A 19328-nucleotide genomic window follows, 5' to 3' on the forward strand; every position below is an offset into this window, starting at 1 on the left:
ATCAATTGGTTAATTGGCTTGCTCTTTATTCAACTCTTGCGACGTTTTGTAACCTGAAATCCGGTCTTTCAGCAATTGCAACGGATTGGAGCCCAAGCGGGCCACATCGTTCATTTCCAGCTGCACGAAGAAAGCCGTGTTGCGCTGTTTGTTGGTGGTGACATAGCGCTGGGCGATCATCCGCACGGCCCAGCAACCCGCGTTATATTCCAGCCCGCCCAATACTTCAAGCGGTTTCTTGTCCTTCAGCGAGTAATTCCAGCGTCCCACACCATACCACCCGCCGCCCAATGGCCATTGCCCAGACACATCCAGCTGACGGAACTTGTCTGCCTCGCTGCTTGGCGTCACGTCATAGCGATACCCCAGATTCAACACTTTGCCCGGCCCCGGACGATATTGCAGATCCAGACTGGCCTTTTGGGTCTTCGCCGTTTTGGTGCTAAATTGCAGTGCCGCTGAACCATGCCACTTGTCGGTTAACTGACCATCGAAACCAGCCAGGATGTCCGAGCTTCTTTCATGGATGACCGAGTTATCCAGCGTCACCCGCTGCGTCTTGCGGAAGTAGTAGCGTTGCCCGACGGACAGCCGCATTTGCTCTTCCCCGGTTTCGTCATTGATCAGGCGAGAAGTGACGGAGGCGGTTACCTGATTCGCTTCGTTGATACGGTCACTACCGGTATAGCGGTTTTCCGAGAATAGCTGGCTAAAGCTGAAATCAGCTTCTGCGGTATCAAAATTGGGAAGCTTGCTCTGGTCCCGGTACGGGATGTTCACATAATACAGGCGCGGCTCCAGCGTCTGGGTCTGTGTTTTGCCGAACATATTGGTTGCACGCTCAAAATACAGACCACTATCTACGCTGAAAATGGGCAATATGCGCGTTGCACCATGAATGCCTGTCGTATTGTTTTCGCTCGACAAATCGTAGCGTGTCGCATGAATGCCCAGCTTGGGCGTGAAATATGCATAGGTGGAGGAAAGCGGCAAGCTCAGGCTTGGATAAGCCACCAGACGCCGGCCATTGACCTTGGTAGGATGACTGAAGGCGGTAAAATCGCTTTGCAGATTGAAGTCGAATTTTCCCAAATTCGGCCGGTACCAGTTGAGCGTCAGCTGGGGCAGCTTGGCATACGGCGGGTCAATACTGTTGGCATCATCCTGCAGCGTTTGGTATTTCAGAAACCGTGCCGTCATGGAAAGGCCATTCTGGCTTTTGCTCAACCACAACTCTCTGGGCAGGTTGGTCACCGAAGTGACAGACAGCTTATCGCTCAGGTCATTGAAATAGTTGCGGTCTGACACCTTTTCGGCATTGATGCCCAATTGCCAGTCGCTGATTTGCTGCAGGTGATTCCACTTGATACCGTAGCGGTTACGATCGGCCTTCTTGTCATTCGGCAGGAATTCGGCATTCAGCTGGCCATGATAGTCAGGCTCCAGATAGCGGAATTCGCCTTGTACCTGCAAGCCGCGTTTGGAGATCACGCGCGGCGTAATGGTAGCGTCACGATTAGGGGCGATGTTCCAGTAATATGGAACAGAAAATTCTGCACCACTGGCTCCGGAAGTACGCAAAGTCGGGGTTAGCCAACCAGACTTTCGGCCGCCATCCAGCGGAAAGTCCATCCAGGGCAGATAAAAGATCGGCACCCCTTTGAATACCATTTGGGCACCTGTGGCTTCCCCCACCTTGCGGGTGTAGTCCAGCGACAGATCCGTCGTCTTGAGATACCAGTCGGAATCCGGGTTCACGCACGTCGAATAGGTTGCGTTCTTGAAACGATATTGGTCCTGGCCTTCAAACAGCAACTGGTCGGCCTTGCCTCTGGCACCACGGCTGCCCAGCTCATATTCGGGCGACTCGAACACACCTTCTTTACGGGTTGTATTCAGTGACAAGGCCGGGCCGGACATTTTGTCCTGCTTCTGCTCGAAGCTGACATTGCCTTTGGCATCGATCTGCTCGCCATTGTTTTGCATCTTCAGCCAGTCCGCGCGCAGGGTTTGATCCCCGCGAAACACCTCTACGTTACCTTCGGCCTCAAGACTGGCATTGCCAGCACCTTGCAATTGATTCGCGTTAATGAAAATCGGTGCGTCTGCCGGATTGCTGCTGCTTGACAGTGACGGGGACAAGGATAACGCGTCCAAGTCAGGCGTATCGGCACTGCTCGCGTCATCGGCGAAAGCAGGCAAACTGAACAGGGCCAAGACGGCCAAGGCTATAGGTTTTAGTTGCGGCATTAAAAACACAATCGCGGCAAAGTGATAGAATCCCAGAACTTTACCATGTTTGGCCCGAAGCCAACACCGCCACACAAGCAAACCATGACGGATGCAAGCAGAATGACCCGCGAAAATGAACTGAAACAATGGATTGAAGGCATATACCCAGGGGTTGCCGACACACTGACCGTAGCCTCAGCGGATGCGAGCTTCAGAAGCTACTATCGGATTACCTTGCCGGACCAGAGTACCCGCGTGGTGATGGATGCGCCTCCCGCGCTGGAAGACAGCCGTCCCTTTGTGGATATTGCTAGCCGGCTGCACAAGGCCGGCGTCCATGCGCCTGTCGTTGAGCATGCCGATTTGTCGCTTGGTTTCATGGTGCTGAGTGATCTCGGCAATATTCATTATCAGGATGTGTTGTCGCTGGAAACGGCTCGCCCCTTGTATGAAGATGCCTTTGCCGCCCTCATCCGCATGCAGGCGATCGACCCAGTAGGCCTGCCAGCTTTTGATGAAGCCCACATGCGCAAGGAAATGGACATCTTTGATGAATGGTATGTCGGAGTACACCTGAAAGCGACCTTGAATGAACAGCAGACCAAATGGCTGGCAGAAGTAAAAGCCGCTCTGGTCGACAACCTGGCCCATCAGACCCAAGTGTTCATGCACCGGGATTATCACTGCCGTAACCTGATGTATTCGACGACAGACAACCCTGCCGTGATCGACTTCCAGGGCGCCATGCGCGGACCAGTCAGCTATGATCTGGCATCCCTGCTGAAAGATGCTTATATCAGTTGGGAAGAAGAGCAGGTACTGGACTGGGCCATCCGCTACTGGTCAGCCGCTCGTAAGGCGGGAGTGGGTGTACCCGATGACTTTGACCATTTCTACCGCGACTTTGAATGGGCGGGCGTACAACGGCACCTGAAAATCGTCGGCCTGTTTGCCCGGCTGAACCACCGGGACGGGAAAGCACGTTATCTGGACGACCTGCCGCTCATTCTGACGTATCTGACCAAGACCTGTCGCCGCTACCGGCCATTGGCGCCGGTGGCACGCATCATTGACGATTTGCAGGGGCAACAGGCCCAAGTCGGATATACCTTCTGATGCAGTCCCATGTGCACGCCATGATTCTGGCGGCCGGCCGCGGAGAGCGCATGCGCCCGCTGACCGACCATACCCCCAAGCCGCTGTTGCAGGTCGGCAGCGAACCGCTGATCGGCTGGCATATCCGGCATCTGGCATCGGCAGGCATCCGGCAAATTGCCATCAACCATGCGCATCTGGGGCAACAGATCGAGCAGCAGTTGGGTACAGGTGATGATTATGGCGTCAGGATTCGCTATTCACCGGAAGCTACGGCACTGGAAACCGCGGGAGGCATAGCCACTGCCTTGCCGTTGCTTGCCAATACGCCAGATAGCCCGTTTCTGGTCGTGAATGGCGACATTCTCACGGATATCGACTTCCTGTCGCTGCTCGCCAGTGCCCAACAACAGATTCAACAGGGCATGCTGGCACATCTGGTACTGGTTCCCAACCCGCCACACAACGAGCAGGGTGATTTCTCCCTGATAGCAGGGGCAGTCGGGGTACATGCGCATGAACGCTCGACCTTCTCCGGTATCGGGCTGTACCACCCGGCCCTCTTCGCGGACACCCCGGCAGGGCAACCGGCCAAACTCGGCCCGCTCCTGAAAGCTGCCGCTGCCGCCGGCAAAGTCTCCGGTCAACTGCATACGGGCTTCTGGCTGGATGTTGGCACCCCGGCACGACTGGAGGAGGCCCGAACCTGGGTAGCCTCGCACTGGGATGCTACCCGATGAACACAGGCAAAGTCGTCCGCATCCTTGGTATTGACCCAGGCCTGCGCGTCACCGGTTTTGGCTTGATCGACAAGGCGGGGCAACAATTAGCCTACGTGCAAAGCGGTTGCATCAAAAGCGGGGAAGGTGAACTGCCACAGCGTCTGAAGGTCATTTTTCAGAACATCAGCGAGATCATCAGTACCTACAAACCGGACATGGCCGTGATCGAAAAAGTCTTTGTCAACGTCAACCCGCAATCCACCCTGCTGCTGGGGCAGGCGCGGGGAGCCGCCATCAGCGCCATGGTGGCACTGGATTTGCCGGTTGCCGAATATACTGCCCTGCAGGTCAAGCAGGCGGTCGTAGGGAATGGCCACGCGGCCAAAGAGCAGGTACAGGAAATGGTCAAACGCCTGCTCAATCTGCCTGCCATTCCGCAAGCAGATGCTGCAGATGCCCTTGCGGCTGCCATTTGCCATGCCCACGGCGCGCATCTGGGCAAACTGGCTACCAAAGGGTTCAGGGTCAAGGGCGGACGTCTGGTTTAACCATCGGCCAACGCTCAGAATATGCCCATGAGGAGTGCAGAGGCCATAGCCCTGCCCGCTTCCTCCGCGTCTTGCAACAGGGCTTCGTCCAGCTCCTTGCTGGCAAGGATCGCCTCAGGCGTTTGGGCATGGGTCTTGATGAGTCGCGCTTCAGCAACAGGTTTTAAGCGCCAGCCGGTCAGGATCCGCTGCATCTGACGGACCGTCGGCTCTCCATCACTGCCGGCGCACACCACCAGCAGATAAGGACGTCCGTTCACCTGATCCAGCACGGGGTAATACGTCCGGTCAAAAAAAGATTTCATCTCGCCCACCATGCTGCCTAACGTTTCCGGGCAGGCAAACACATAGGCATCCGCCGCAACCACATCCTCGGTACACACATCGGCAGCCTGTAGCAACCGAACCGTCACGGCAGACTCGTCCGCGGCACCATGACAGAATGACTGCACCCAAGACCGGGTTGCCCCAGTGATGCTGGCATAGACGACCAGCAGGACGGGCTTGTGCAAGAGAGTCACCCTTTAAAACCGATCAGGTTGGCAATGTGCGCCCAGTGGGCGGGGTCTACCGGCGTAATCGACAAGCGGTTGCCGCGTTTCAGCACTTGCATGCCTTCGAGCACCGGGTCTTCCCGCATGGCTTGCAAGGGAAGAAACCGGGTTTTGGCGACCAGCAGCACGTCCACATTCAACCACCGCGGTTCTGCCGGAGTGGATTTCGGGTCAAAGTAATGGGAGCCGGCATCAAACTGGGTGGCATCCGGATAAGCAGTACTCGCCACCCGGACGACACCCGCCACACCTGGCTCGGCACAGCTGGAATGATAAAAGAGCACCAGATCGCCCTGCTGCATCTGGTCGCGCATGAAATTGCGGGCCTGGTAGTTGCGCACGCCAAACCAGGGCACCGGTGTAGCCGGATCTGCCACCAGATGGTCAATCCCCACTTCATCCGGCTCAGACTTCATTAACCAGTATTTCATAGCGTGTCTCCCAAGCATTTCCAGAATGGAATTGTTGCACCAAATGCAGGCAACTGCCAGCAAGGCTGATGGCCTGACCCGGCACCACCGCAAGGCAGCCGCTGCCTGCCTGCGGTTTTAGCGGCATCGTCATTTCCCCTTGCATCCAGTTTGAGATAAGATTGCAGCTTTGATGAATCACTTACAGACGGATTACGGATGAACCCGACTTACCCACACCCGATTCTAGCCCGTGAAGGCTGGCCTTTCATTGCAATCGCACTGGCGATTGCGGTGGTACTTTCTTATGCCGTGCCAGGCCTCTCTTTTGTCGGCTGGATCCTGTTTGTCTTTGTTGTCCAGTTTTTCCGTGACCCGGCACGTCCGGTGCCGCAAGCCGCCAATGCCATCATCAGCCCGGCAGATGGTCGCATTGTCAAGGTTGAAGAAGCGGATGACCCTTACCTCAACCGCCGCGCGCTGAAAATCAGCGTATTCATGAACGTGTTTAACGTGCATAGCAACAAAAGCCCGGTCGATGGCGAAATTATCAACCGCTGGTACAACGCAGGTTCGTTCCTGAATGCGGCGCTGGACAAAGCATCGACAGAAAACGAACGCAATGCACTGCACATCAAGACCACTAGCGGCCACGATGTTACCTGTGTGCAGATTGCCGGCCTGGTGGCCCGCCGCATCCTGTGCTATGTCGAGCCCAAAATGAACCTGACCCGTGGCCAGCGCTACGGGTTTATCCGGTTTGGCTCACGGGTGGATGTCTACCTGCCATTGTCCGCCAAGCCGCGCGTCAGCGTGGGCGACAAGGTCACTGGCGTCGCCACGATTCTGGCCGACCTGTAACCCGGCCCGACCGGTCAACCAGACTAGAGAACAACATGCCTGAACTAGAGCAAACCAAAACGCCATTTAACGAACGGATTCGCAAGCAGGGCATCTACCTGCTGCCCAATTCTTTCACGACGGCGGCCCTCTTTGGCGGGTTCTATGCCATTGTGCAGGCCATGAATGGCAAGTTTGACCATGCAGCAGTGGCCATCTTCATTTCGATGGTGCTCGATAGCCTGGATGGCCGGGTTGCCCGCCTGACGCATACCCAAAGTGACTTCGGCGCCGAGTATGACTCGCTGTCCGACATGGTTTCGTTCGGGGTGGCACCGGCACTGGTCATGTACCAGTGGGCATTGCAACCGTTGCACAAGATCGGCTGGATGGCGGCATTCATTTATGCAGTCTGTGCCGCCTTGCGCCTGGCACGCTTCAATACGCAAATTGGTGTCGCCGACAAACGCTGGTTTACCGGCTTGCCCAGCCCTGCTGCGGCCGCGCTGGTAGCGGGTTCGGTGTGGATTTCCATCGATAACGGCTTCTCGCCTGCGCTTTACCCGGTCCTGCACTGGATTGCCCTGATTGTGACCCTGTTTGCCGGTTTGACCATGGTCACTAATGTTCGCTTCTGGAGCTTCAAGGAAGTGAACATGCGCCGCAGCGTGCCCTTCTTTGTGCTGCTGTTGCTGGTACTGCTGATCCTGATCATTGCCTATGATGCGCCGATCGCGCTGTTTAGCCTGTTTGTCATCTACGGCTTGTCCGGCTATGTCATTGCCGCCTGGTTGTGGCTGAAAAAGGGCAAACAGCCTGCCCAGCCGCCAACAGAATAAACCTTGCGCGTAGCAGCCAAGGCGTATCTCAGGGGCACCTCGGTGCCCCTGATTTTTTGGCACGCCACACTGGCAAATTGATGCAGGCCAAGCCCTGCAACAATCGATTTGTCATGCCCGCATGATCGCGTTATCCTTCGGATTCTGATTTGCCCCTTTTGTTACCCAGGTTCACATGACAACCATATTGCCCATCGAACAAAAAGACCATGAAATGGCGGATGAACGCCAGCGGGTAGCCGCCCGCACCACCTGGATCAGTGTGGCCATCAATCTGGTACTCACAGTACTGCAAGTAGTGGTTGGCATCTTTTCCAAATCCCAGGCCCTGATTGCCGATGGTCTGCACTCTTTGTCTGATCTGGTCGCCGACTTTGTGGTGCTGTTTGCCAACCGCCACAGCCACCAGGCGCCGGATGAAGGCCACCATTATGGTCACGCCCGCTATGAAACGGTGGCCTCGCTCTGGCTGGGGGTCATTTTGCTGGTGGCCGGACTGGGCATGCTGCTGCGGGCGGGCGAACGCCTGACTTCGGGTTCTGCTGCCCCTACCGTGCACAGCATTGCTTTATGGGTGGCCTGCATCACCCTGTTTGCCAAAGAGGGTTTGTTCCGTTACATGCTGAAAGAAGCAGAGCGTGTTCGTTCTTCCATGCTGGTGGCCAATGCCTGGCATGCCCGCTCTGATGCGGCATCGTCGCTGGTGGTTGCGCTGGGGATTGCCGGCAACTTGCTGGGCTACACGTTTCTGGATGCGCTGGCGGCCTCGCTGGTCGGGTTCATGGTGGCACGCATGGGCTGGAAGTTTGGCTGGGATGCCCTGCAAGACCTGAGTGATGCCGCACCGGATGCCGAAACGGTCACGGCCATTCGTCGCACGCTAGAAGGCACGGTAGGCGTGCAAGGCGTGCATGAACTACGTACCCGTAAAATGGGAGACATGGTGCTGGTGGACGCACACGTGCTGGTCAACCCGACCATCAGTGTGTCCGAAGGTCATTTCATTGCCGAGCAGGCCAGACGACTGGTATTGGCCAACCACCCGGTGCTGGATGTTCTGGTGCACGTAGACCCGGAAGATGACAACGACGCCAAGCGTAGCGCGATTCTGCCGGACAGGAACCATGTCAGGGCCAGTTTGCTGCCGCACCTGCCCGGGCAGACCTTGCGCGAAGAACAACTGGTCTTGCACTATCTGGACGGTCAGCTGGAGCTGGACCTGTTTCTGAACCCGGAAGACCTGCCAGACCCTGCTGAACTGGACCGTTTGAAAGCAGCGCTAGCCACCCTGGCCCATACCTCGGCGCATATCCGGGATATCCGCCTGCACCATTCGCTGCGCAAGCCGTCCTGATGCCATGTAACCGCCAAGGATTTCCCCCATGCCCCAATTTGAACTGTTCTTGCTGAGCTCCATTGCCCTGACCCTGGCTCCGGGGCCGGACAATATTTATGTGCTGACCCGTGGCATCAGCCAGGGAAAAAGTGCTGCTGTTTCGGCGGCGCTGGGCTTTGCCAGTGGCTGCCTATGGCACACGCTGCTGGCGGCGCTGGGGTTTGCGGCATTAATTCGCCAATCCGAACTGGCGTTTAATCTGCTGAAATATGCCGGTGCAGCGTATCTGTTTTACATTGGCATCAAGGCATTGACCGGGAAAAGCAACCTGCAGCTGGATACCCGGCAAGACAACAAGACACTGTGGCTCATCTACCGCCAGAGCATCATCGCCAACATGCTCAACCCGAAAGTCACGTTGTTCTTTATCGCCTTCTTGCCGCAGTTCATCGACATGCAGGCTGGGCACTTGGCGACACAAATGCTGCTGCTCGGCTTGTTATTCATGGTGCAAACCGCCATTATTTTTGGATCGATCGGACTGTGTTCTGGCTGGGTCGGCGCATGGCTGAAAGCCAAACCCGGCGTTGCCAGCAAGCTGGATACGCTGGCCGGACTGACGTTTATCGGCCTGGGTGTGCGGGTAGCGCTTCAAAGCCAGAAATGAGCAGCGTGTTTAGCGGATGCGGGGCTGATGCCACCACCAGTTGGTGTCAGGCAAGGGGTTACCTGGGGGCAGGACCGGATTGATCAGGAAAATGATCTGCCGTGGATGCGCCTTGAGAGCGGCAATTTCTGTTGCATAATAGCGTGCAAACAGACGGTGAAATGAGCCATCGGCCAGTGCGCGCTTCAGCCCGGTCTCAATCCGGCTGGCCAGTTGAGGATGATGCTTGTTGACCCAGAAGTAGATAGGAAACGGGAAATACAGCGCCTTGCTTTGCTCTAGCACCAACTGAGGATACTGGGCCTTGCGCTGCGCCAGCTCGATCTGCGCCTCGCTCAACCCCCGCGGAAAAGCATCAAACCGCTTGGCCGTCAGCATGGCAAAAAGGGTTTCATACCCTAAGGAAACTTCGGTATTCAGGCCATTGGCCCGCATGATGGGTACGTCGGCCCATTGTGCATTCAAGCCAAATGTCAGTTTCAGAAAAGACGCGGCATCCATGCCCTTGATCCGCTGCTGGTCAGCCGCACGGATGATCAGTACCCGGAAGCCGACAATCCCGCGCGAAATATCAATCCTGACCGGCAGCATCTCATTCTCGCGTTCCTGATTCGTCCCCAGCGCGAGGACATCAATAGCGCCCGTCTGCAGCAAGGACACAGCCCTTTTCTGGGAGGCATCATCCTGATAAGGCAACAGCGTCGTCGGACCGCCTTCCGGTGTATGTTTTAACGCCAGCGCCAGCAATTGCCAGCGATATTCATAGATGGGGCCCACGGGGTAATAATGTAGTGAGTCGCCCAGCGCCTGCAGCCCCACAAACAGCAGAATACACAGGCTGCCCAATAGGGGAGCCAACCGATAGCGATGCGGATCAACGGTCTGCATATGGCCCCTGTCTGCCAAGCATGTCAGCAATTCATGAAAACCGGCGAAAGTCACCAGACCCCGCCATCTCACAACAACCCGTCCGGGGGATTATCCTTTTTCCATCATAGACCATGATCCAGCCGGATCAAAGCCGCCCGCCCGGCAGTCGTGAGTGACTCCGCCAGCGCCGTCGCCAGCCGGTCCAGTGACTGGTCCAAAGCATTGGCAGTAGATACGGCTGGCTGTACCTCGCACCCGGCCCATGCCAGCAGGGCAGCAACCACGTCAGGTGTATCAAACAGGCCGTGCAGGTAACACCCCATGATGTGCCCGTCCTGGCTCAAGGCACCGTCCAGGAGCTTGTCCGGCCCCAGCGTCAGCATGGATGTGACAGGGCCATGGTAATGCGTTTGCCCGTGATGGATCTCGTAACCGTGCACCGGGACAGAATGGCCGCTGAGTTGCATGTAGCCCTGGGTCTGTTTGAGCGTTTTGTCTGGCGCCAGGGTCGTTTGCAATGGCAGATACCCCAGTCCCTCACTCTCGCCCGCCTCGCCTTCCACTCCGTCTGGGTCTGCAATGCGAGTGCCCAGCATCTGGTAGCCGCCACAAATGCCGATCAACTTGCCGCCGTAGCGCAGATGCTTCTGGATAGCGATATCCCAGCCCTGTTGCCGCAGCCAGGCCAGATCGCTGCGGGTGTTCTTGCTGCCGGGCAGAATCAGCAGGTCGGCAGGGGGTAAGGCCTGCCCCGGGTGCGCAAACACCAGATCGACCCCGGGCTGCCGTCGCAAGGGGTCAAAATCGCTGTGATTGGAAATGTGCGGCAAGGTAACCACCACCACCTTGAACGCACCGTTGCCGGATGAGGCTTTCGGCAGGGCATCTTCAGCGGCAATGTCCAGATCCATCAGGTAAGGTACCACGGCCAGCACCGGTTTGCCGGTCTGTGCTTCCAGCCAGTCGATACCGGGTTGCAGCAGGCTGATATCGCCACGGAAGCGATTGATGATAAACCCTTCGATGCGTGCCTGTTCGTTGGCCGATAAACAGGCCAAGGTGCCGACAAAGTGGGCAAACACGCCGCCCCGATCGATATCGGCGACCAGCCACACCGGGCAGTCCGCCTCTTCGGCAAAGCCCATGTTGGCAATGTCCCCTTCCCGCAGATTCACCTCTGCCGGGCTGCCCGCCCCTTCTACTACCACCCAGTCGTATTGGCTGGCCAATCGTTGCCATGACATAAACACCGCCGCTTTGGCCTGGCGCTTGTAGGCATGATAATCCACCGCATGCAGATTGCCGATGGATTTACCGTGGATGATGACCTGGGCCATGCAGTCGCTGCTGGGTTTTAACAGGACGGGATTATGGTCGGTATGTGCCGGGATCCGGCAAGCAGCCGCCTGCACCGCTTGCGCGCGGCCAATTTCACCACCGTCTGCAGTGACAGCGCTATTGAGCGCCATATTCTGGGGCTTGAAGGGGGCGACACGCCGTCCCCGACGGGCCAGCAACCGGCACAGCGCAGCCACCATGGTGGTTTTGCCAGCATCCGAGGTGCAGCCCTGAATCATTAACGTAGGCATGGTAATTGATACTTCAATAGTCGATCAGATACGGGACCATATGGTCGATACGGGCTTGCCAGCGGTCATGGGCAGGGATGATACCCGCATCACTCAAGGCCATGCGGATAACCCCGGCATGGGTCACGATGACTTGCGGTCTGGCCAGCCGCTCCGATTGCAACCCATCCACAAAGGTTTGCCAGCGGGTTTGCAACTGCGAGGCAGATTCCCCTCCCCCGGGGCAAAAATGCCAGATGTCCTGCGCCCACGCGTCCAGCTCGGCACGCGGAACCTCGTCCCAGGGCATGCCCTCCCAAACTCCAAAGTCCAGCTCCTGCAAACAGGTACTGGTAAGATAGACCGGAGACAGCTGTGCGGCCAGTTGCTGGCACCGCTGGGCCGGGCTGCTCCAGACATCGTATGCCTCCGGCAGCGCAGCATGTAGCGCTGGCAAGGCGGTCTGCATGCCGGGCAGATCAGGGGCGATATCCAGCCGGCCATAACAGCGTCGGTCACCTTCCGGGCAAGGCGAATGGCGCAGCAGAATCACCTGCACGGCAAAAACCACGGCATACCGTGCCGGTCCAGCGCCTCTACCGGGCAATGATACAGCTGGCTCAGGTTGTCTGCCGTTAGTTGCGCCGCAACCGTACCGGCTTGCCAGCGGCCATCGCCAAACAGCATCAATACATGGCTGGCAAACGCCCATGCATGGTTTGGATCATGACTGACCACCACCATACCTTTACCCGCTTCGGCCAGTTGCTGCAGTTGCTGCAACCCGGCCTGCTGGTGGCGGATATCCAGCTGCGACAGCGGCTCGTCCAGCAGCAGCCAGTCGGTTTGCTGGGCCATCACCGCGGCCAGACTGGCCCTGCGCCGCTCGCCGCCAGACAGGGTGGCCAGATCGTGCGCAGCCAGATGCGCAATGTCCAGACGCGCCAGCATGTCTAAGGCGATGCGCCGGTCCGTGTCGCTCTCCCACGACCAGCGCGGGATATAAGGATGACGCCCAGTGAGGGATTTTTCCATCACCGTCATCGGGAAGGGGTGCTCATCCTGCTGTGACAACCATGCCAACTGCGTGGCGCGCTGCCCAGAAGGAAGCCGAGCAATATCGGTACCGCCTAACGTGACAGCACCCGCAGATGGCGGCATCCATCCGGCCAGTACCGACAGCAGGGTACTCTTGCCGCAGCCATTTTCTCCTAGTACCAGCCAGCGCTCGCCCGGCTGCAAGGTCAGGGACAGGTCGCGGCACAAGGTTCGATCGCCCTGCTGCAGCACGACCCCGTGCAACTGGATCGCCGCGCTCATGTCATCCCCCGTTGCCGTAACAGCCACAGGAACACAGGCACCCCGACCAGTGCGGTAATCACCCCGACCGGAATTTGCTGCGGAGCCAGCACCATGCGCCCCACCATATCGGCCAGCACCAGCACGATACCGCCCCCCAGCGCACTGGCAGGCAATAACAGACGCAAATCAGTCCCCAGCATCAACCGCAGGGCATGGGGCACAATCAGGCCGACAAAACCGATCATGCCCGCCGTTGTCACGGCCAGCGCCGTTGCTATGGCAACGAGCACATATAACCCCGTCCGCAGACGGCGAATCGGCAGCCCCAGCGCATGTGCGGGTTGCACACCGTGGCCCAGCAGGTTCAAATCCCGGGCAAACGGCCAGATCAGTGCCAGCAATACACCCAGTCCGGCCAGTGGCCAAGCGCCATCGGCACCCGACAAATCCCCCAGCAGCCAAAACACCATGCCGCGCAGCAAACCGTCCGGCGCCAGACTGAGCAACAGGGCATTCAGGGCCACACAAAACGAAGACACGGCCACGCCGGTCAGCAGCAGCCGGGTCTGGGCTGCAGACCGGTCATAACCGGCAAACAGAAACACCAGCAAAATGCTGGCAAAAGCCCCCACCCCTGCAGAGACCGAGACAATCACCGCACCGGCACCCAGCAGCATGGCCAGCAAAGCCCCCACTCCAGCCGCCCCGGCTGTCCCCAGCACGTAAGGGTCTGCCTTGGGGTTTCTCAGCAAAACCTGCTGCACCGTTCCGGCCAGTGCCAGCAAACCACCGACTGCCAGCGCAGCCAAGGTTCTTGGCAAGCGCAGTTGCAGGATGACATCCTTCGCCAACTGCTGGTCAGCGCCGGCTTGCCACCACTGCCAGGGACGATAGGTGGTGCTGCCAACGCACACACTCAGCAATGCCATGCACAGCCACAGCGTCGCCAGGGCAAGGAGGACAACCAGCATGCGCCGCAGGGTCAGATGCGTGGCTACCATTTCCTGGCCCTCTCTACTGCCTGGCACAGCGCAGCCACGCCGTCCGCCAGCCTTGGCCCCATCCGGGTCAGCAAATCTTTTGGCAAGGTCACCAGTTGCTGATGTTTCACCGCCATGATCGATGGCCATGCCTTCCAGGGTTGCAGATCGGCTGCACCACTCTCGGCACTGTTAAGGATCATCTCCGGGTTGGCCACAATCACCGCTTCCTCATCTACGGTGGGCACCAAAGTAGGCAAATCGGCAAAGACATTGCGAGCCCCGCAGACGCGCATGGCATCCGAGATGATCTGCGCTTTGTTGATGGTCATTAAGGGTCTGCGCCACACCAGATAAAACACCCGCACCGCTTTTTTGTGCGCGTAGCGACGACGCAAGGTCTCAATCTTGCCGGCGAATTGCTGCCCGGCCAGCTGGGCCTGCCCGGTTTGTCCGGTCAGCACACCCAGCCGTTGTAATACGGTCGGAACATCGCTTAATTGCTGCGCGTTATCCATAAATACCGGAATCCCCAATTGGGCCAGACGGGCGAGTTGCGGTTGCGGGTTACCCGACTGCCAGGCGACGATCAGGTCCGGTTTCAAGGCACGAATCTTTTCTAGGTCCAGCCCGCTATAGCCCCCCACCCGCGGTATGCTGACAGCCGCCGCAGGGTAATCACTGTAATCGACCGCACCGACCACCCGGTCGCCTACGCCAATCGCAAACAGATCCTCAGTCAGATGGGGAGACAAGCTGACAATACGCTTGGCCGGGCCGGCCAGGACAACTGGCTTGCCCGCATCATCCACCACGCGTAATTCGGCCAGTGCAGGCAATTGCCACAAGCTCGCACACAGCACCAGCAGACCGCTTATCCGGTAACCCACGCTTACCACTCCACCCCTTTTTGAGCCCGGATACCGGCCTCATAGGCATGCTTTTCCGGGCGCATCTCGGTCACCGTGTCCGCGATATCGGTCAGCACTGGCTGCGCACCGCGCCCTGTCACCACCACATGTTGCATCTCGGGTCGGGACAGCAAATCCTGGCGAATCATCTCCCCATCCAGAAAACCATACTGGATGCAGTACGTCAGTTCATCCAGCACCACCAGATCATACGCCGGGTTTTGCAGCATTTTCTGTGCCATTTCCCAGGCGGTTTGCGCCTTTTGCTGATCCTGGGCCAGGTTCTGGGTATCCCAGGTAAAACCATCGCCCATCACATGCCACTCTACGCCAGGCTGGCGAGAGAAAAAGGCTTCCTCACCGGTATCAGTACGTCCCTTGATGAACTGTACTACCCCTACCCGCAGCCCATGCCCCAGCGCACGGGCCACCATGCCAAAGGCCGAAGACGACTTGCCTTTGCCGTTGCCGGTCAGCACCAGCAGCAAACCGGTATCGACATTGGCCTCGGCAATTTTCTGGTCAATCAGCGCTTTCTTGCGGGCCATCCGTGCCGCATAGCGGCTTGCTTTATCTGTATCTGTCGTCATGGTCTCATTCTTCCTTCTGGCTGACACTCGCCTCGGCAAAGGTCGCCATCTGCGCATGCAGTTCACACGCCAGTTTCAGGATCGGTACGGCCGCTGCCGCACCGCTTGCTTCCCCAAGGCGCATGCCCAGCTGTAGCAGCGGTCTGGCCTGCATCGCTTCCAGCACCCATTGGTGGGCCGGCTCTGCCGACTGGTGCCCGAAAATCAGCCAGTCACGTACACCGGGGTTGATACGGCACGCAGCCAATGCCGACACCGAACTGATAAACCCGTCCACCAGGCACGGCAAGCCCGCCTGTGCCGCCCGGATATACGCCCCACAGATCGCGGCCACTTCATAACCGCCCATGGCGGCCAATTCGTCTTCGGTATCCGTCAGCCCGGCATGGGTCGCCAGGATATCGTTGAGCACTCGCACCTTGTGCACCACACCCGCAGGGGCCAAGCCCGTACCGGGGCCAGCCACCGCCTCTGCCGGCATCTGCAGCCAGCGTGCGGCCAGCGCACTGGCAACCGTTGTATTGCCGATCCCCATTTCGCCAGCAATAAACACATCCGCATATGAAGACAACGCACGCTCTACCGCGCTGGCCCCGACATAAAATGCCTGATGCAACTGCACCATGGTCATGGCTGGCACATGCCGGCAATTGGCCGTACCTGGCGATATCTTGGCTTGTACTACAGACGCAAGATGACGTGTATCCGCCTCTACCCCTACGTCAACCACTTCGAACCTGGCCGACAATGCTTTGGCCAATACGCAAATCGCCGCCCCGCCCTGTACAAAATTGGCCACCATTTGCGCCGTCACCGCCCTTGGGAAAGCAGACACGCCCTCCAGCGCAATACCATGGTCTGCCGCAAACACCGTAATCCACGGCGCAACAATATGCGGCTGTTCCACACCCTGCATCCCGGCCAGTGTCACGGCCAGATTTTCCAGCTCACCCAGCGCACCCGCCGGTTTGGTCAATTGTGACTGCCGGTGCAAGGCCTGTTGTCTTGCGTCTTCACTTACCGGTTTTACCGGCTCCGTCCACCAGTTCATCGCGTTCCCGTTTCGTTTTTCATGGTCAGCGGCAGCCCTGCCACCACCAGCTCCACCCGCTGGCATGCTGCGGCCAGTCGCTGGTGCAAGCGGCCAACCTCATCCGCAAACCGCCTCGCCAGTGCGGACTCAGGCACAATACTCCAGCCCACCTCGTTACTCACCAAAATCACCTCGGCTTGTAGTCGGGGCAATATGGCCAGCAAAGCATCGGTCTCCCGTGCCAATAACGTTTCATCCTCTGCCAGCAGCAGATTGGTCTGCCAAAGTGTCAGGCAATCCACCAGCAGGCAGCATCCTGCTGCATCCGCCTGCTGCAAGGCAGAGGCCAGATACAACGGAGACTCCACGGTATGCCAATGTGCGGGCCTGTCCGCCTGGTGCCGGGTAATCCGCTCGGCCATTTCGCCGTCAGAGGCGGTCGCCGTTGCAATCAGTGTAACCTCTGCAAAGGTACTGGCCAGCGCCTGCGCGCGCGCACTTTTACCACTCCGGCGACCGCCAAGGATAAGGGTAGAGGTCATGTTATTGCTTAGGATTCCAGGTGAGTGATAACCATGCCGTCCGGCCAGGTGCACGGAAACCCCAAGCGGGCAAATAGGCTTTACCCAGCAGATTCTTGATACTTAGCCGTAATTTCCAGTCATTATCCAGCTGGTAATCAGTACCCATATCCAGTAACGCATAGCCACCTAACTGCCTGGTGTTATTGCTATCTTCACGCCGGCCCACCATTTTCAGATTCAGGAATGGCGACCATTGTCCGTAGTGCGTAGATATCTGGATATTCCCCTGATGGCTGGCACGGCGAATCAATTGCTTGCCGGTTTCATCATTGATGGCATGCAACCAGTCCAGATTGGCATCTACATTAATATCTTCACCGAGTTTATCCTGCCAGTGCAATGTGGCACCTTTCAAGGTTGCCGAAGCCACATTCACCGGGCTCCATGGTGCAAAGTCATCGGTTGGGTCTGTAGAGCGCCATTCGATCAGGTCTTTTACCCTGTTTTTATACACCACCAGCGAGACTGTCCGACGATCTGACTGGTAGCGAATACCGGCTTCAACATTCTTGCTGGACTCTGGTTTAAGCAGGGGGTTACCGTTGCTGCCATATGGGTCAATATAATACAGGTCATTGAAAGTGGGGGCCTTGAAAGAGCTGCCTCCACCGGCATAGACACGCCATTCCGGGGTCAGATGCCAGCCCAGCATCAAAGATCCGGTCGTCTTGTGACCAAACTGGCTATCGCGAGTGGTACGGGCATCGGCCTGCCAATCCAGTGCGCCTGCTTCACCATGCCAGCCAGCCCATACGGCGCGTTGCGTACGCCGATTCACGCTTAGCGCCGATGTCCCGCCAATGTGCTGGCTTACATGCTCTGCCCCCAGCAATAATTTACCGATGGGTAAGGCGATACTGTTATCTACTGACAGGCGGTTTTCCGTACTGACATATTGAGCAGCGTACGGCGCGTTTGAATAATCCAATGCACTATAAAAGTTGTCATCAATACTGCGCGACCAGCGCACCTGGCTTTGCCAGCTCTCCGTCCAGCGACTATCCGCAAACAGTTGAAATTCCTGGTTTTTCTGAATCTGGTAATCATCATGTGCGATCTGGCTGGTATCCAGTTCGGACTTGGTATCCGAGTAGCGCAATACAGCACCCAGCGTATGCTGGTCGGTCACTTGTCGGCTGACGCGGATGCTGGCTGCTCTCTGGCGGTACCCATCCTTATCCGGGTCATGGAATGACGAGCCATCCGGACGGGCATCAATACCGGTTTCCGATTTCTCAGAAGCCTGCAATGCAATAGAGGTCCCACTCTGGTTGCCAGATGCACCGACTGATAGCAATCGGCCACCAAGGCTGCCTGCGCCAATCGTTACCGTTGGCAGGAGCTGTCCGGAGCCTTTCTTGGTGAATACCTGAACCACCCCTCCAATGGCATCACTGCCATACAGGCTACTGGCGGAGGCGCGGTAAACCTCGATGTGATCAATCTGCTCCAGCGGCAGGTTCTCAAGCGCCATGGCTCCCAGGGTTAAAGAACCGACGCGGACACCGTCCACCAGAACCACGGTATGCCCGGTGTTGGTCCCGCGCACGTACATGGTGGCTGACGCACCGGCAGAACCCAGCTGATACACCTGCAACCCGCCCACGCGCGACAATACGTCTGTGATGGTAGCCGCGCCCGACTTGCGGATATCTGCAGCGGTAATCTTGGTTACATCACCAATCACCTGCGCTTCGGGCGTCGCCACCCGGGTCGCGGTAATCACGGTTTCGGGCAGTTCAAAGGCATCTTCGGCCCAGGCCGACACGCCGGCCGCCATGCTAGAACATATAAATGGAATCACAACAGAATAACGATACTTCACCAAACATCTCCCTGATGCCACGCCCGCTGCATGGCATGATCAAAATAAAGACAGGGAAAACGTCGGGAAACATGAGGGGCCATCGCAAGCGCAACGGTATCCAGAAGATCCCGCCGCGTGCACCCTGCCGAGCGTAATGTCACCCTGCTGGCGGCTATCGCCGGCCAAGCAGGCTGCACCGGTTTGCAAGAGGCAAACCGCCCAAGGCCGGTATCCGGACTCATCAGACTTGGTTTTCCGCCTTCCCACGCTTTTCTGCGCAGTGGCCTGATGGAAAACCCACACTGAATTACCGTTGCAGGGGCAGTACAGGCATTTCACCTGTTTCCCGTTTAACACCCCGAAAACTCGCATTTCCAGGGTAGCACCTTGAAGAAAATGAATTATAACAGCAAGCCATACTGAAATTACTTCATAATTCC

At 57.7% G+C, this 19328-nt stretch carries 19 protein-coding genes, 1 pseudogene and 1 riboswitch; of the genes and pseudogenes, 7 read left to right on the forward strand and 13 right to left on the reverse strand.

All coding sequences use genetic code 11. The annotated features are described in order from the left end of the window. Positions 1-9 precede the first annotated feature (9 nt). Positions 10-2250, reverse strand: a complete 2241-nt coding sequence (locus F552_RS19575; protein WP_018152581.1) for an LPS-assembly protein LptD — start codon at positions 2248-2250, stop codon at positions 10-12. Positions 2251-2295: 45 nt separating this feature from the next. On the opposite strand from F552_RS19575, the gene F552_RS0115020 reads away from it, so the two are divergent. The 3 genes from F552_RS0115020 to ruvC are packed head-to-tail and all read left to right on the forward strand — an operon-like array spanning position 2296 to position 4597. After that, positions 2296-3348, forward strand: coding sequence for an aminoglycoside phosphotransferase family protein (locus F552_RS0115020; protein ID WP_018152582.1), 1053 nt, complete (start codon positions 2296-2298; stop codon positions 3346-3348). Beyond that, on the forward strand, positions 3348-4067 hold the full coding sequence (gene murU, locus F552_RS0115025) for an N-acetylmuramate alpha-1-phosphate uridylyltransferase MurU (RefSeq protein WP_018152583.1): 720 nt from the start codon (positions 3348-3350) through the stop codon (positions 4065-4067). The genes F552_RS0115020 and murU overlap by 1 nt, the downstream gene beginning before the upstream one ends. Next, positions 4064-4597, forward strand: a complete 534-nt coding sequence (ruvC, locus tag F552_RS0115030) for a crossover junction endodeoxyribonuclease RuvC (protein ID WP_018152584.1) — start codon at positions 4064-4066, stop codon at positions 4595-4597. The genes murU and ruvC overlap by 4 nt, the downstream gene beginning before the upstream one ends. A gap of 14 nt (positions 4598-4611) precedes the next feature. Here the strand turns inward: ruvC and F552_RS0115035 are convergent, their stop codons facing one another. Together F552_RS0115035 and F552_RS0115040 are read right to left on the reverse strand one after the other, a co-directional pair. Then, complete coding sequence (locus F552_RS0115035) at positions 4612-5109, reverse strand: flavodoxin family protein (protein ID WP_018152585.1); 498 nt, start codon at positions 5107-5109, stop codon at positions 4612-4614. A gap of 5 nt (positions 5110-5114) precedes the next feature. Further along, the gene (locus tag F552_RS0115040; protein WP_026182783.1) at positions 5115-5582 is read right to left on the reverse strand and encodes an EVE domain-containing protein; all 468 of its coding nucleotides are present in this window, start codon (positions 5580-5582) and stop codon (positions 5115-5117) included. Positions 5583-5780: 198 nt separating this feature from the next. Here F552_RS0115040 and F552_RS0115050 point away from each other — a divergent pair. The 4 genes and pseudogenes from F552_RS0115050 to F552_RS0115065 all read left to right on the forward strand — a co-directional run. After that, positions 5781-6419: pseudogene (locus tag F552_RS0115050) on the forward strand (phosphatidylserine decarboxylase); the annotation flags it as partial. A 38-nt stretch (positions 6420-6457) separates the two neighbouring features. Beyond that, the gene (pssA, locus tag F552_RS0115055) at positions 6458-7240 is read left to right on the forward strand and encodes a CDP-diacylglycerol--serine O-phosphatidyltransferase (RefSeq protein WP_018152589.1); all 783 of its coding nucleotides are present in this window, start codon (positions 6458-6460) and stop codon (positions 7238-7240) included. Positions 7241-7415: 175 nt separating this feature from the next. Next, positions 7416-8594: a cation diffusion facilitator family transporter gene (locus F552_RS19580; protein WP_033375666.1), complete on the forward strand. Its 1179-nt coding sequence runs from the start codon at positions 7416-7418 to the stop codon at positions 8592-8594. Positions 8595-8622: 28 nt separating this feature from the next. Next, entirely contained in the window at positions 8623-9243 is a 621-nt protein-coding gene (locus F552_RS0115065) for a LysE family translocator (protein ID WP_018152591.1), read from the forward strand. 9 nt (positions 9244-9252) lie between these two features. Here F552_RS0115065 and F552_RS0115070 read toward each other — a convergent pair whose 3' ends face one another. From F552_RS0115070 to F552_RS0115115, 10 genes are all read right to left on the reverse strand, one after another. After that, positions 9253-10131: a substrate-binding periplasmic protein gene (locus tag F552_RS0115070; protein ID WP_018152592.1), complete on the reverse strand. Its 879-nt coding sequence runs from the start codon at positions 10129-10131 to the stop codon at positions 9253-9255. Between the two features lie 104 nt (positions 10132-10235). Further along, the gene (locus tag F552_RS0115075; protein WP_033375668.1) at positions 10236-11702 is read right to left on the reverse strand and encodes a cobyric acid synthase; all 1467 of its coding nucleotides are present in this window, start codon (positions 11700-11702) and stop codon (positions 10236-10238) included. Between the two features lie 13 nt (positions 11703-11715). Next, entirely contained in the window at positions 11716-12240 is a 525-nt protein-coding gene (locus F552_RS19585) for a histidine phosphatase family protein (RefSeq protein ID WP_051078331.1), read from the reverse strand. Further along, a complete protein-coding gene (locus tag F552_RS0115085; protein WP_018152595.1) occupies positions 12231-13001 on the reverse strand; it encodes an ABC transporter ATP-binding protein in 771 nt (256 codons plus the stop codon). Before F552_RS0115085 ends, F552_RS19585 begins: the two co-directional genes overlap by 10 nt. Further along, on the reverse strand, positions 12998-13984 hold the full coding sequence (locus F552_RS0115090; protein WP_018152596.1) for a FecCD family ABC transporter permease: 987 nt from the start codon (positions 13982-13984) through the stop codon (positions 12998-13000). The genes F552_RS0115085 and F552_RS0115090 overlap by 4 nt, the downstream gene beginning before the upstream one ends. Further along, a complete protein-coding gene (locus tag F552_RS0115095; protein ID WP_026182785.1) occupies positions 13978-14853 on the reverse strand; it encodes a cobalamin-binding protein in 876 nt (291 codons plus the stop codon). The genes F552_RS0115090 and F552_RS0115095 overlap by 7 nt, the downstream gene beginning before the upstream one ends. 2 nt (positions 14854-14855) lie before the next feature. Continuing rightward, on the reverse strand, positions 14856-15464 hold the full coding sequence (cobO, locus tag F552_RS0115100) for a cob(I)yrinic acid a,c-diamide adenosyltransferase (protein ID WP_018152598.1): 609 nt from the start codon (positions 15462-15464) through the stop codon (positions 14856-14858). A gap of 4 nt (positions 15465-15468) precedes the next feature. After that, complete coding sequence (cobT, locus tag F552_RS0115105) at positions 15469-16515, reverse strand: nicotinate-nucleotide--dimethylbenzimidazole phosphoribosyltransferase (RefSeq protein WP_018152599.1); 1047 nt, start codon at positions 16513-16515, stop codon at positions 15469-15471. Continuing rightward, entirely contained in the window at positions 16512-17039 is a 528-nt protein-coding gene (cobU, locus tag F552_RS0115110; RefSeq protein ID WP_018152600.1) for a bifunctional adenosylcobinamide kinase/adenosylcobinamide-phosphate guanylyltransferase, read from the reverse strand. The genes cobT and cobU overlap by 4 nt, the downstream gene beginning before the upstream one ends. 1 nt (position 17040) lies before the next feature. Continuing rightward, positions 17041-18906, reverse strand: a complete 1866-nt coding sequence (locus tag F552_RS0115115) for a TonB-dependent receptor domain-containing protein (protein ID WP_156802345.1) — start codon at positions 18904-18906, stop codon at positions 17041-17043. 188 nt (positions 18907-19094) lie between these two features. Further along, positions 19095-19293: riboswitch (cobalamin riboswitch) on the reverse strand. Between the last annotated feature and the right edge of the window lie 35 nt (positions 19294-19328).

The organism is Leeia oryzae DSM 17879 (genome assembly GCF_000376945.1).
GTDB classification, from domain to species: Bacteria; Pseudomonadota; Gammaproteobacteria; order Burkholderiales; family Leeiaceae; genus Leeia; species Leeia oryzae.

Bases quoted from the DNA above. Each gene is read 5' to 3' on its own strand.
- F552_RS19575 (WP_018152581.1), bottom strand. From the start codon at position 2,250: ATGCCGCAACTAAAACCTATAGCCTTGGCCGTCTTGGCCCTGTTCAGT.
- F552_RS0115020 (WP_018152582.1), top strand. From the start codon at position 2,296: ATGTTTGGCCCGAAGCCAACACCGCCACACAAGCAAACCATGACGGAT.
- murU (WP_018152583.1), top strand. From the start codon at position 3,348: ATGCAGTCCCATGTGCACGCCATGATTCTGGCGGCCGGCCGCGGAGAG.
- ruvC (WP_018152584.1), top strand. From the start codon at position 4,064: ATGAACACAGGCAAAGTCGTCCGCATCCTTGGTATTGACCCAGGCCTG.
- F552_RS0115040 (WP_026182783.1), bottom strand. From the start codon at position 5,582: ATGAAATACTGGTTAATGAAGTCTGAGCCGGATGAAGTGGGGATTGAC.
- pssA (WP_018152589.1), top strand. From the start codon at position 6,458: ATGCCTGAACTAGAGCAAACCAAAACGCCATTTAACGAACGGATTCGC.
- F552_RS19580 (WP_033375666.1), top strand. From the start codon at position 7,416: ATGACAACCATATTGCCCATCGAACAAAAAGACCATGAAATGGCGGAT.
- F552_RS0115065 (WP_018152591.1), top strand. From the start codon at position 8,623: ATGCCCCAATTTGAACTGTTCTTGCTGAGCTCCATTGCCCTGACCCTG.
- F552_RS0115070 (WP_018152592.1), bottom strand. From the start codon at position 10,131: ATGCAGACCGTTGATCCGCATCGCTATCGGTTGGCTCCCCTATTGGGC.
- F552_RS0115075 (WP_033375668.1), bottom strand. From the start codon at position 11,702: ATGCCTACGTTAATGATTCAGGGCTGCACCTCGGATGCTGGCAAAACC.
- F552_RS0115085 (WP_018152595.1), bottom strand. From the start codon at position 13,001: ATGAGCGCGGCGATCCAGTTGCACGGGGTCGTGCTGCAGCAGGGCGAT.
- F552_RS0115090 (WP_018152596.1), bottom strand. From the start codon at position 13,984: ATGGTAGCCACGCATCTGACCCTGCGGCGCATGCTGGTTGTCCTCCTT.
- cobO (WP_018152598.1), bottom strand. From the start codon at position 15,464: ATGACGACAGATACAGATAAAGCAAGCCGCTATGCGGCACGGATGGCC.
- cobT (WP_018152599.1), bottom strand. From the start codon at position 16,515: ATGAACTGGTGGACGGAGCCGGTAAAACCGGTAAGTGAAGACGCAAGA.
- cobU (WP_018152600.1), bottom strand. From the start codon at position 17,039: ATGACCTCTACCCTTATCCTTGGCGGTCGCCGGAGTGGTAAAAGTGCG.